Raw genomic sequence first — 12271 nt, 5'->3', positions numbered from 1 at the left:
ACTCCCCTAAATGCAAAAAATAACTGTTCCAACTGCTTTTAATATAGAGCTGGAATTTGAAACCGCTGAGTTATTGAACCGTTTTTGGGCCCTTCTGTTTGATTTTTTTGTTATGGGGGCTTATGTACTGGCCGTTATTATTATTCCCTTATCTAATGCTTCAGAAAGAGGGGAAACCTTCAAAGACAGTCTTACCGTTTTACAAATACTTCTTTTTATTCCTGTACTTACCTATAGCCTGTTATGCGAGGTGTTTTTGAACGGGCAAACATTAGGCAAAAAAGTAGCCCGCATTAAAGTCATCAGTGAAACCGGCGGCAAACCCCAGTTACACCAGTTTTTTATACGCTGGCTAACCCGATGGATCACCTACGCATTTCCTTTTACCATTGTAGACCTGGTAAGCTACCTGTCCACTAAAAAAAATCAACGCCTGGGCGATGTGGCTGCCGGCACTATGGTAATTAAAACAAGCCTGAGCAGCTCCTTAAGCACTACCGTATTCCAGGAAGTAGCGGATAACTACCAACCCCGCTATCAGTCGGCCCTGCAATTGAGCGACCGCGATATGAACACGATTAAAACCGCCCTGGTTAACTATCGTATAGGCAAGGCCTCCCTGCAACGTATTGACCGCATAGCGGATACCATACGCACCGCACTGCATATACAGGAGTATGAAGACAATATATACTTCCTCGAAACATTACTAAGAGACTACAACCACTTATCTAATCAATCCTAAACATACACACGTTAAACAAAGTTTATGCAACAGCAACAAGATATCCTTTCTGATTTTAATCAGGAGCAAACATCTGTCTATGGCGTAGATAAAGGTACCCGCTTCGTAAATGCACTCATCGATGGTGTTGTTTTACGATTTATAGATTGGATTCTATTGGGCATATTCAGTATCTCTTCTCCCACCAGCTTTCTTGATATGTGGCCCAGTATGCTGGCTGGCAGTGTTATTGCTATCGCTTACTATACTATTATGGAAGGCGCAACCGGCCAAACAGTGGGCAAAATGGTTACCCGCACCAAAGTAATCAGAACTGATCTGGACAGGCCTGTTAATTTCACGGATGCACTGGTAAGATCTATCATACGTACTATCCCTATCTTGGATGCCATCAGCATTTTCTGGGGCGAGATCTGGCACGATCAATTTTCCCGCACCCGTGTGGTGAAAAAGATTTAATCGATTATCCCCTTACAACCCTGGAACAACAACCAGACATTTTAAGCATGCTGGATGGCAGGTATAGCTAATCCATCAATTAGCATACGTTATATTTTATAAAAACAAGGTAAGGGAGTATCCTTTACCTTGTTTAATTTTAAGCCTATGTCGTACAAAGCGCTTGCAGCCAGTATCCTGGCCAATTCCGTTTTTTCCAAAGAAGCTTCGCGCGCTGTTGCCACTAAAGCCGCTTCTTCTGCCCAACAGTTTGCGTTATTAATGCAATGCTTTTTAAGTGAAGACAGCAGGTTGATACAACGATCGGCCTGGTGTGTGAGTCAGGCTGCACGCCTGGCGCCTGATTTAATCAAGCCTTACATCCCTCAATTGGTTCAACAGTTACAACGCCCCGATGCCTCCGGCACTGTTATACGTAATTGCGCGCGCATACTGGAAGAAACAGAGATACCTGAAGCTTTTCATGGGCCTGTTATGAACACCTGTTTTCAGCTGGTAACCACGCCGGGTACAGCAGTAGCCATCAAAGCTTTCAGCCTTACTATACTATATAACCTCAGTAGCGGATATCCCGATATATTGCCCGAGCTGCAATTGATTATAGAAGAACAATGGGAAACAGAAACGGCTGCATTCCGCAGCCGTGGTAAAAAAATATTAGCAGGCATTCAAAAGCAAAAGCGTTGAATGCCTGTATATCATTAATATAACATTCTCACTTTAATAGTGCCTTTCACCTCTTTCAGCAATTCAACCGCCTGACTGCTCAGCTTATTATCTACGTCTAATACCACATAACCAATTTCATCGTTGGTTTTCAGGTACTGGCCCAGGATGTTGATATTGTTTTGAGATAACTGAGTGTTGATAGCACTCAACACACCCGGTATGTTGCTGTGAATATGCAATATACGGTGTGCCCCTTCCATAGCCGGCAGGCTGATTCCCGGTAAGGTATGTGAACCGTTGGTAATACCTTTTTCCAGGTAGTAAAACAGTTTATTACTTACATCTTCGCCAATGTTCTGCTGTGCTTCTTCTGTACTGCCACCAATGTGCGGCGTAAGAATTACGTTGCCTAAACCTTGTAAAGGTGTTTCAAAACGATCACCGTTTTTCTCAGGCTCCCATGGGAACACGTCAATGGCTGCGCCACCCACGTCACCGCTTTTCAGCGCCTTAGCCAGTGCTTCCAGATCTACCACTTCTCCCCTGGCGTAGTTGATTAATAAAGCTCCCTTTTTAAAGTTTTTAATAACCGACTCGTTGATCAGGTTTTTAGTAGCAGCGGTTTCCGGCACATGCAGTGATATAATATCGGCTTCCCCTACCAGCTCATTGATCGTTTTGGCCGCAATGGCATTACCCAATGGCAGTTTGGTTTCTGCATCATAGAACATGACGCGCATACCTAACGATTCGGCCATTACACTCAACTGTGTACCAATGTTACCATAGCCAATAATACCTAATGTTTTACCACGCAGCTCAAAGCTACCTTTCGCGTCTTTTAACCAAATACCTTCATGAGCCGCTTTGTTCTTGTCCGGAATACGGCGAATAAGCATAATGCTTAAACCAATTACCAGTTCTGCCACGCTACGGGTGTTGCTGTAAGGGGCGTTAAACACCACCACACCGCCCTGCGTAGCAGCCGCTAAATCCACCTGGTTTACACCAATACAAAAACAACCAATGGCCTGCAGCTTGGTAGCATGCTTCAGTACCTCGGCGGTAACCTTGGTTTTGGATCGGATACCCAGCAAATGCACATCTTTAATTTCCTTAATCAGTTCCTCTTCACTAAGCGCCCCTGACAATTTAACTACGTTCACATAGCCGTTGTCTTTAAAACGGTTCACAGCTTTATCGCTGATGTTTTCTAAAAACAGAATCTTAATCTTCTCCTTGGGATAGCTGGTGGTAGCCTGGCTCATATGGTATTGCTTTTTATAAAAAATAACGAATGTACGTATGCCCTAAAACACAAATCCCTCCGAAGCTTTTGACACTGCGGAGGGATCGTTTGAATCACTTTCAAGAAACTATTTTTTCGCGTAACGTTTGTTGAATTTGTCAATACGACCGGCAGTATCAACTAACATGTTTTTACCGGTGTAGAAAGGATGTGAAGTGCTTGAAATCTCCAATTTGATTACTGGATATTCGTTACCATCTTCAAACACGATAGTTTCTTTAGAAGCTGCTGTAGAGCGGCCCAGGAAAGAATTACCGTTACTCATGTCCTTAAACACTACAAATCTGTAACTTTCTGGATGGATACCTTGTTTCATATAAGAAATTTTTTAGGCCGTACGGTTTTTGCCGTACTGTTTAATTTTTATGGAACTGCAAAGGTAAAGCATTCCATGTAAATTTCAAAGCAAGTTTGCAACACGTTTCTCCTATGAAAATCAATCTTTTAGCTTTTCATATTCACAAACTGCAGCGGCATGCCCAGGTTGCCCGCCTTACAGGCTGCAATCACATCCTGTAAATCGTCGATCTTTTTGCCGGTAACCCGTACAATATCGTCCATAATGGCCGCCTGCACCTTTAAACCGCTATCTTTTATCAGTTTTACTATTTTCTTGGCATCTTCCTGCTTCAGGCCGTTTTTTACCGACACTTCCTTTTTTACCACTTTTCCGCTGGGGTAAGCATCTTTTTCAAAATCAAACGCACTGGCATCAATGCCCTGTTTCATAGCACGGCTGATAATTACATCAATTACCTGCTTCATTTTCATGTCGCTTTCCACTTCCAGATTTACGACATAATCTTTTTTGTTCAATTCAATAGACACGGGCGAATCTTTGAAATCAAAACGGGTACTGATCTCTTTTTTCACCGTATTAATCGCATTATCCAATGTCTGGAGGTCAACTTTGCTGCTGATGTCGAAAGACGGCATAGGCTACAATTTTTTTTGCAAAGATATGTGATTAAATCCCTTACTTTTAAGGCTGTACAAAAGTGCTTTATGCAAAAAGTATACAACAACCTTATATCCTACGAACAGGAAATTGAAAAAGCGACGTATTCCTCTAAAGAATCCATTTTTGATCTGGTGTTTATTGCACGCCGGGTAGCGAATTATCTGCTTGACCAGCCTTTTACCGAACCGGACAAAGCCGTAACCGTTACTACTTTAAAAAAGCTGGCAGCCGATTTAAACGGCGTAACCAACACCACCACCAAAACCAAAGAACTGAAAGAGCATTTCGAGAAGAACAAACAGGAAATACGCACCGCCCTGCAGCAGTTTATTGCTATGCTACAGCCGGTAGTAGGCTAACCCCTGCTTTATTGTTGAAACAAGGCATTCAGTTTAGGATCAGTGTAATCAGCTACACAGGTGATCACATTTGGATAAGCAGCAAATTCATGTGCCGGGTGCATGGTGGTAATAACAACCGCCTTCATTCCGGCATTCAATGCCGCTTCTACCCCCTTAGGTGCATCTTCAAACACCACACAATCCAGGTAAGGTACTTTCAGTAAATCGGCACATTTGGTAAATGTTTCCGGGTGCGGCTTGCTGGTGCTTACATCATCTGCCGATACAATCACCTCAAAATACCGCCTGATATCCAGGTTATCCAGCGTAAAATCTACATTAAAAGAAATAGCAGCCGTGCCAATGGCCATAGCTATATCGTGCGCCTTTGCCTTTTTCAAAAAAGCATCCAGCCCGTTTATCAGTTTCAGATGCGGTTTGTAAGCCGCCTGGTATCTTTTTTCTTTTTCTACACTTAACGCACTTACCTCTTCGACACTAAAACGTCCTTTACCAAATAGCCGGTCTAATACTTCCTCGTTCTTGCCATACATCTGCTTATCCACCTCTGCCCTGGTAAAGTTGGCCTTTACATCATTCGTAAGCACATCAAACCAGGCAAGGCCATGATAAAACATATCATCAATCATCGTCCCGTTCATGTCAAACAAAAATGCCTTTGGTTGTATCATATCCTTGCTGTTTTAATGCTCAAATATAACACCCATAAAAAAAGGTAACAGCAATAGTTTGCTGTTACCCTCTGAAAAAAAAGAAGTATGGAAGGTATCCCCTATTGCTTGCCTAACACCAGTTTGTAAGTAGTGAAAGTATGATACTTCTCACCTGGCTTTAAGATAGTGGTAGGAAACTCAATTTTGTTAGGAGAATCCGGAAAATGTTGTGTTTCCAGGCATAAAGCAGTATGCTTGTTTATTTTGCTTCCGTTGGCAGCAGTAAAAGTGCCATCCAGGAAATTGCCTGAATAAAACTGCAGGCCAGGCTCAGTAGTGTATACCTCCAGGCTTCTGCCACTTAAACTGTCGCTTAAAATAGCAGCCAGTTGCAGCTGGGTGCTGTCGCCTTTCTTGTTCAGCACATAGTTGTGATCGTAACCACCTGGCACATCATTAATGCGGCCCCCGATCTTTTGCTTCACAGTAAAGTCGAAAGGAGTACCGGCTACCGGCTTAATTTCACCGGTGGTGATTAAGGTGCTGTCTACCGGAGTGTAGTTCGCAGCATCAATCTGCAAACCGTGGTTCTCGATAGTGTTCGCCACATCACCGCTCAGATTAAAGTAGCTGTGGTTGGTAAGGTTTACCGGGGTTGGTTTATCCGTATCGGCTGTATACTCAATTTTCAGCTCGTCATCGTCTGTCAGGGTATACTTCACAATTACTTTTAAGTTGCCTGGGTAACCTTCTTCACCATCCTTGCTTAAATAGGTTAATATTAAAGTAGGGATGCTGTCCGATATTACCGTACCAGTCCATACCACTTTATCAAAACCTTTATTGCCACCATGTAAATGGTTTTTACCATCGTTGGTAGCCAGCTTATAGGCATCACTGCCAATTTTAAACTGACCATTGGCTATACGGTTGCCATAACGGCCAATGATAGCGCCAAAATAAGGCGGCTTGGCCAGGTAACCCGATAAGCTGTCAAAACCCACCACTATGCTGGATTTGTTGCCGTTTTTATCCGGTGCTATCCAGGAGGTAACTGTTCCACCGTAGTTGGAAATTTTCACCTGCACCCCTTCCTTATTGGTAAGGGTATACAAGTATACAGGTGCACCATCCACCTGCCCCCAGTCTGCTTTGGCAATTCCTGCTTTAACACCTGATTCTTCTTTTTTACCAGCATCGCCACCGCATCCGGCTAATAAACCGGTAAATGCCAGCACGACAACTGATATACGAAATAGTTTCTTCATATAGCTTATTATTATTTAATGCTTCAAATTAACCTATTTTCTATTTCAATTCCAATACCACAGCAGATAATGCAGGCATTTGTACACTTACCGTGCTACCAGATACAGAGGCTCCTTTAAAAGCAACAGGCTTAATTTTATCCGGCTGGTCAAAAGAGTTGACATCTGTGTATTTGGCGGAAGTAAGGATACGACCGTCCACCGATTTAAAGCTATAACCGCTTAACTGAAGGTTCACGTCTATCTTTTTGGTAGGATCGCAGTTAGAAAGGGTTACATGCACCTTACCATCTTTGTCTTTAGAAGCAGAAATGCTGATAGCATCTACACGCTCTTTACCATTGCTATATTCAGGGCTTTTAAACTGCACCGGCAACAACATGGCATCGTGGTGCACCTTGTACATATCAAAGATGTGGTAAGTAGGTGTTAACAGCATCTTTTCTTTATCGGTCAAAATCAACGCCTGTAACACGTTAATAGTTTGCGCCAGGCAAGCCATACGCACACGATCACTATGGTTGTTGAAAATGTTCAGTGTGTTTGCCGCAATGATAGCATCACGCATACTGTTTTGCTGATACAGGAAACCAGGGTTGGTGCCAGGCTCCACATCCGTCCAGATACCCCACTCATCCACTACCAGGGCAACTCTTTTCTCCGGATCGTATTTGTCCATGATAGCACCATGGCGGTTGATCAGGGTTTCCATAAACTGGCAGCTTTTCATAGAACCGAAATACTGCTCTTCAGAAAAACCGGTAGCAGGGCCTTTTTTCCACCAGCCACCTGCCAGTGTATAATGGTGCAGGGTAATACCCCACATACCACGGGGACCAATATTGCGCATACAGGTTTCTGTCCAGTTATAATCGTCCACGTTAGCACCGCTGGCAATCTTTTTCAAAGGCGCATTCGGATAGCTTTTGGCAAAAGCAGAATAGCGCTTGTATTGATCGGAATAATAATCCGGGGTCATATTACCACCACAGCCCCAGCTTTCATTACCTACACCCCAGTAAGTTACTTTCCAGGCGCTGTCCCTGCCGTTTTGCTTACGCAGTTCGGTCATAGGACTTACACCATTGAAGTTCAGGTATTCAATCCATTTACTCATTTCTTCCACCGTGCCGCTACCTACGTTGCCCGCCACATAAGGCTCGCACCCCAGCAGGCTACAGAGTTCCAGAAATTCGTGTGTACCAAAGCTGTTGTCTTCTGTTACACCACCCCAGTTGGTATTCACCATTTTAGGACGCTGGTTGCGTGGCCCGATACCATCTCTCCAATGGTATTCATCGGCAAAACAACCGCCCGGCCAGCGCAGGTTGGGAATGTTGATCTTTTTCAGGGCATCCACTATATCCAGGCGGATACGGTCTTTTTTGGGCACATTCATCCCCTCATTTACCCAAAAGCCATCATAGATACATCTTCCCAGGTGTTCGGAAAAATGACCATAAATATGTCGGCTGATTTGTTGTGTTGGATTGTAGCCATTTACTACCACCTGTACCTGTGCAGAAGAATGGGTTGCACTAAAAGGTAAGGCTAACAGGCATAATGATAATTTGGAAATTACCCGTTGACAAGCTCGTTTCATTAAAGTTTCGTTTTAAAATGCTGGCGTAAATTAAAGTGTAATACTTACAATTAAAAGAAATGCGGCATGCTTTTTTTGTATATCTTTTTAATTAATCTGTAAACTGTAAAGCATAACGTATGAAAAATCCTAACAGTAAGAAAAAAGGCAACACCTATTTTGAAGGCACCGGAAAAGATAAAAGCAAGGAAATCAGCGCACAACGCCGCACGTATAACAAGGGAGGTTATAGTGAAGATGTAAAGGATGTAGTTCCGGAAAAAACAGAAGTAGCGGCCAGCAACACCATTAAGCAATCAGCAAAAAAATAAAATTCCAGGTGCAGCCCAACTACACCCGGTTTTTCTGGGGAGATATTGCATGTGCAATTTCTTCGCATGCATTAGAGCAGGCGCGGCAGGCAGCCGCGCAATCGGCACAATGCTGCATTCCATGAATAGCGTGCTTTTCACACTCTTCGGCGCAGGCAATGCACATATTACTGCACAACTTAGCCATAGTGGTAGCGTCCTCTCCCGGATAATTCAACAATTTAGCAGTTACTGTGCACACTTCGGCACAACGTATATCCAGCGATATGCAATAACGGAGATCAGCTATATTCTGTTCGTGTAAACAGGCTGCTGCACAGGCATTACATGCCGCTGCACATTTCAGGCACAGTTCAATACATTCAGATGGCGTCATAAGTAAAATTTAAATCAGGCGGCTACAGGTTCAGGTTTGAATAAAAAAGATACATTTTCACGCATCCATTGATTTACAGAGCCCCACCAGCCAGCTTTAACCATTTTAGAATAAGACAGTTCATAATCGCTCATTTCATGTTGAGTAACCTGTACTTTAATTACAGCAATATTACCTGGCAAATAAGCCAATTGCCCCACCCCCTCAATTTTAATGAAGTGTGGAATGCCTTTTTTGTAGTAATGTAATTTCACAGGAAACTTCTCATCTACGTTAGTCCAGCACTTTTTCACCATCAGCCACAAAGTGCCCCCTTCCTCATAACGTATGGTTTCAGCAATGTTAGTAGGCATGTCAATGTTTTCGCTTAACGAACTGTACATCAAAGCAGTGCGAATTTTTTCCACGCGCTCTTTCAGGTTCATTTCATAATTCTCTTCCATAGGTTCAAACTTTGGTTACACCTGATAAACCAAAGTTCGTTCCATTCTTCTTTATGGTTGTGCCATTACATTTACGCTGCTGTTTCCCCTCTTTTACAGCCTTCCTGTGCGGAAAACCTTCCACAAATACCCCTTAAAAGCAGGGAAAATATCCTATGGAATGGTTTTTCCTTATAATACATGGAACAAACAAGATAACTATGAAAACAACAACCGTATGTGTAGCGCTGCTATTGTTAGGTGGAACCATGCTATACACCTCGTGCGACAGCACACCCAAAGAGGAGAACAAAGACAGTAAAGAAGTAGCAGAAGACGCTAACAAGCAAAAGTTTACAGAGGATTCTACTAAAAAGAATGCGGAATTACTGGTAGATATTACCGCCGCCAACTATCACGAAGTAGCTTTGGCTTCTGTGGCAAAAGAAAAGAGCACAGATAAAAACATCAGAACGCTGGCCGACTCACTGATCTCTGATCATAAAAGGGTGATTTCCGATTTGCAATCCCTGGCAGCCGGTAAATCAGTAACCCTCCCCGCTGCTGAAACAGAAGACGCGATGAAGGATACAGAAAAGTTTAAAGCAAAAAACAATACAGAATTTAATAAAGATTGGACGGATGAGCTGGTAAGCCTGCATAAGAAAAGCATTTCTAAATTTGAAGATGCAGTGAACAACAATGATGTAAACAGCGACTTTAAAGCATGGGCAGGTGTTACCCTTCCTAAACTCAGGCACCACCTGGATATGCTGGAGGCATTGCAAGCCAGCTATGCTAAAAAATAATGTTGTTAGAGTGGACATATTCTACGGCCTGCCTGCGTCTGCAGGTGGCCTTTTTTATATAACACAAAACCCATGTAGTTATGAGATCTTTATGGAAAGGCGCTATTGGCTTTGGCCTGGTAAACATTCCCGTTAACCTGTACAGCGCTATCGAAAACAGTTCGTTAAACCTGGATATGCTGGATAAAAAAGACCATTCACGTATACACTTTAAAAGAGTGAATGACGCAGGAAAAGAGGTACCCTGGAAAAGTATCGTAAAAGGATATGAATTGAATGGTAAATATGTGATACTGGAGGATAAGGATTTTGAAAAAGCCAGTCCCGAAAAAACACAACTGATTCAGGTAAACGAATTTGCCAATCAGGAAGATATTGACCCAATGTTGTACGAAACACCTTATTACCTCGAGCCCCGCGCCGAAGGTAAAAAAGCCTATGTGTTACTACGTGATGCTATTAGCAAAACAGGCAAAATTGGCGTAGGCACCTTTGTGCTGCGCAATAAAGAACATTTATGCGCCCTCACTACCAGTGGCAATATTATGCTGTTATATACTTTACGTTTTCCCGAGGAGATAAGAGACTCCAGCGACATTAAGGTGCCGACATCTAAAACCACTGCTGCTGAAATGAAAATGGCTATGGCGCTTATCGCCAACCTTACTCCTTCTAAATTCAACATGAACAAGTATAAAGACACTTATACCGATGCCTTACTGGACATTATCAAAAAGAAACAAAAAGGGATAAAAACACCGCCTGCCAAATTGAAGGTGGTACATAGAAACACCAGCGACCTGGTTAGTCAGCTGAAGGCCAGCCTGAGTGGCAAAGCCAAATCTAAATCGCAGAAAAAAGCGTCTTAATTCTCTGCAGCTTCTACCGGCCAGGGAAACAGGATACTGAATGCAGTGCCTTTGCCTACTTCTGATTTCACCTCAATAGTAGCATTGTGCGCCTGTAGTATGTTTAAAGTAGCCACCATGCCCAGTCCCATACCATTGCGCTTAGTGGTATAATAAGGTTCAAACAGGCGCCCCAGGCTTTCGGTAGATATGCCCATGCCATTATCCTGTATTTTCACTAATACGCCATCCTTGCTTTTCTCAGAGCTTAAGGTAATAAGCCCTTCGTTATGCTCTATGGCTTCAATAGCATTGGTCAACAGGTTTAAAAAGGCAGAGTTCATTTTCTCCAGGTCAATCTGCACATGCAAATCTTCCTGTGGCAACAATACTTTTACCTGAATCTTCTTAATATCTAAACGGTCTTTTACCTTGGCAAGCGACAGGTAAAAAATATCATGCACCGGCCACTTCTGAATATTCATTTCTGTGTGCCGTAAGGAGTGCAACAGTTCTGTAATAAGTGAATTAATATACCCAGAATTGCGCTTTACAATTTCCAGGTAAATAGCCAGACCTTCATCGGTAAACATTTCCTCCATCTGGTCTACCGAAAGGTTTATATTATTCAGCGGGTTTCTAACCTCATGTGCCAACGTGCGCACCAGCCCTCCCATGGCATTCAGCTTCTCTATCTGAAACAGGTTACGTTCACTCTTTTTCAGCTCCGTAATATCATGTAAAAAACATTGAAAAAAGCTTTCGCCGTTTTCATTAGTGCTGCACGAAATACTTAACAGCCCTGTGCGAATGTCTTCACCCGCATACAGCAGTTCCGTTTCCATATCTTTTATCTCGCCACAATGCTCAATAACATTGGCCAGTATGTTTTTTTGCTGTTCCGAAGTAACCAGGTCGGTAAGATTTAAGGCAGGATTATCATCAATGGAAACACCCAGCAACTGGATAAACACCGTGTTGGTTTGTATAATGCGCCCGGTATGGTCTGCTATAAAAATACCATCTTTCGAGTTTTCAAATACATTGCGGTATTTGGTTTCACTTAAACGCAATGCGGCAATCACCTTGCTTCTTTCAATAGCATACCGGATACTTCTATCCAGTTTCTCTTCAGTCATCTCCCCTTTTACCAGGTAATCGGTAGCACCAGCTTTTAAAGCCAGCGCATCAATTTTGGCACTGCCTGCACCTGTTAAAAAAATAAAAGGCGTATCAAAATGAAACCGGGCCGCATCGGCCATTAAATCAATACCGGTTTTACGTCCCAGGCGGAAGTCTACAATAATAACATCGTATGCACCGGAACGGATATGCTCTAAGGCATCGTTATAAGAGTAAGACCAGGTAGCTTTTACAGGATGGGATATTGCCTGCAGCATGTCTTTTAAAATCAAAAAATCATCTTCATCATCATCTACTACCAATATCCTTACAGGCTGTTGAACACCACTCATA

Annotated in this window: 16 protein-coding genes; 7 read left to right on the top strand and 9 right to left on the bottom strand. The window is 42.9% G+C overall.

The window, feature by feature from the left end:
* The first annotated feature begins 10 nt into the window (after positions 1-10).
* The 3 genes from FLA_RS10105 (at position 11) to FLA_RS10095 (ending at position 1891) form a co-directional block, all read left to right on the top strand.
* Positions 11-745, top strand: a complete 735-nt coding sequence (locus tag FLA_RS10105; RefSeq protein WP_076380353.1) for an RDD family protein — start codon at positions 11-13, stop codon at positions 743-745.
* Positions 746-769: 24 nt separating this feature from the next.
* The gene (locus tag FLA_RS10100) at positions 770-1204 is read left to right on the top strand and encodes an RDD family protein (protein WP_076380352.1); all 435 of its coding nucleotides are present in this window, start codon (positions 770-772) and stop codon (positions 1202-1204) included.
* Between the two features lie 147 nt (positions 1205-1351).
* Positions 1352-1891, top strand: coding sequence for a hypothetical protein (locus tag FLA_RS10095; protein ID WP_076380596.1), 540 nt, complete (start codon positions 1352-1354; stop codon positions 1889-1891).
* A 14-nt stretch (positions 1892-1905) separates the two neighbouring features.
* Here the strand turns inward: FLA_RS10095 and serA are convergent, their stop codons facing one another.
* The 3 genes from serA to FLA_RS10080 form a co-directional block, all read right to left on the bottom strand.
* Positions 1906-3141, bottom strand: a complete 1236-nt coding sequence (serA, locus tag FLA_RS10090; protein ID WP_076380351.1) for a phosphoglycerate dehydrogenase — start codon at positions 3139-3141, stop codon at positions 1906-1908.
* A gap of 108 nt (positions 3142-3249) precedes the next feature.
* Positions 3250-3498 (bottom strand): type B 50S ribosomal protein L31, encoded by a 249-nt coding sequence (locus FLA_RS10085; RefSeq protein ID WP_076380350.1) that lies wholly within the window; start codon positions 3496-3498, stop codon positions 3250-3252.
* Between the two features lie 128 nt (positions 3499-3626).
* Positions 3627-4118, bottom strand: a complete 492-nt coding sequence (locus FLA_RS10080; protein WP_076380349.1) for a YajQ family cyclic di-GMP-binding protein — start codon at positions 4116-4118, stop codon at positions 3627-3629.
* A 69-nt stretch (positions 4119-4187) separates the two neighbouring features.
* Between FLA_RS10080 and FLA_RS10075 the strand changes: the two genes are divergently transcribed.
* The gene (locus FLA_RS10075) at positions 4188-4502 is read left to right on the top strand and encodes a hypothetical protein (protein WP_144264081.1); all 315 of its coding nucleotides are present in this window, start codon (positions 4188-4190) and stop codon (positions 4500-4502) included.
* An 8-nt stretch (positions 4503-4510) separates the two neighbouring features.
* Here the strand turns inward: FLA_RS10075 and FLA_RS10070 are convergent, their stop codons facing one another.
* The 3 genes from FLA_RS10070 to FLA_RS10060 all read right to left on the bottom strand — a co-directional run bounded on the left by FLA_RS10070 (position 4511) and on the right by FLA_RS10060 (position 8029).
* Positions 4511-5176, bottom strand: a complete 666-nt coding sequence (locus FLA_RS10070; protein WP_076380347.1) for an HAD family hydrolase — start codon at positions 5174-5176, stop codon at positions 4511-4513.
* Positions 5177-5277: 101 nt separating this feature from the next.
* On the bottom strand, positions 5278-6426 hold the full coding sequence (locus FLA_RS10065; protein ID WP_076380346.1) for an aldose epimerase family protein: 1149 nt from the start codon (positions 6424-6426) through the stop codon (positions 5278-5280).
* 40 nt (positions 6427-6466) lie between these two features.
* Positions 6467-8029, bottom strand: a complete 1563-nt coding sequence (locus tag FLA_RS10060) for an alpha-N-arabinofuranosidase (protein ID WP_084206336.1) — start codon at positions 8027-8029, stop codon at positions 6467-6469.
* A 119-nt stretch (positions 8030-8148) separates the two neighbouring features.
* Here FLA_RS10060 and FLA_RS10055 point away from each other — a divergent pair, with 119 nt between their 5' ends.
* Positions 8149-8340, top strand: coding sequence for a hypothetical protein (locus FLA_RS10055; RefSeq protein WP_076380345.1), 192 nt, complete (start codon positions 8149-8151; stop codon positions 8338-8340).
* A gap of 19 nt (positions 8341-8359) precedes the next feature.
* Here FLA_RS10055 and FLA_RS10050 read toward each other — a convergent pair whose 3' ends face one another.
* Both FLA_RS10050 and FLA_RS10045 read right to left on the bottom strand, forming a co-directional pair.
* Positions 8360-8716 carry a hypothetical protein gene (locus FLA_RS10050; RefSeq protein ID WP_076380344.1) on the bottom strand — a complete coding sequence of 119 codons (357 nt, stop codon included), beginning with the start codon at positions 8714-8716 and terminating at the stop codon, positions 8360-8362.
* A 14-nt stretch (positions 8717-8730) separates the two neighbouring features.
* Positions 8731-9159 carry a hypothetical protein gene (locus FLA_RS10045; RefSeq protein WP_076380343.1) on the bottom strand — a complete coding sequence of 143 codons (429 nt, stop codon included), beginning with the start codon at positions 9157-9159 and terminating at the stop codon, positions 8731-8733.
* A gap of 200 nt (positions 9160-9359) precedes the next feature.
* Between FLA_RS10045 and FLA_RS10040 the strand changes: the two genes are divergently transcribed.
* On the top strand, positions 9360-9947 hold the full coding sequence (locus tag FLA_RS10040) for a DUF4142 domain-containing protein (RefSeq protein ID WP_076380342.1): 588 nt from the start codon (positions 9360-9362) through the stop codon (positions 9945-9947).
* A gap of 80 nt (positions 9948-10027) precedes the next feature.
* Positions 10028-10816, top strand: coding sequence for a non-homologous end joining protein Ku (gene ku / locus FLA_RS10035; protein ID WP_076380341.1), 789 nt, complete (start codon positions 10028-10030; stop codon positions 10814-10816).
* On the opposite strand, the gene FLA_RS10030 is transcribed toward ku, so the two are convergent.
* Positions 10813-12270: a hybrid sensor histidine kinase/response regulator gene (locus FLA_RS10030; protein WP_076380340.1), complete on the bottom strand. Its 1458-nt coding sequence runs from the start codon at positions 12268-12270 to the stop codon at positions 10813-10815. The genes ku and FLA_RS10030 overlap by 4 nt on opposite strands.
* Between the last annotated feature and the right edge of the window lies 1 nt (position 12271).

The organism is Filimonas lacunae, assembly GCF_002355595.1.
GTDB classification, from domain to species: Bacteria; Bacteroidota; Bacteroidia; order Chitinophagales; family Chitinophagaceae; genus Filimonas; species Filimonas lacunae.
This window is presented reverse-complemented; position numbering and strand designations above follow the sequence as displayed.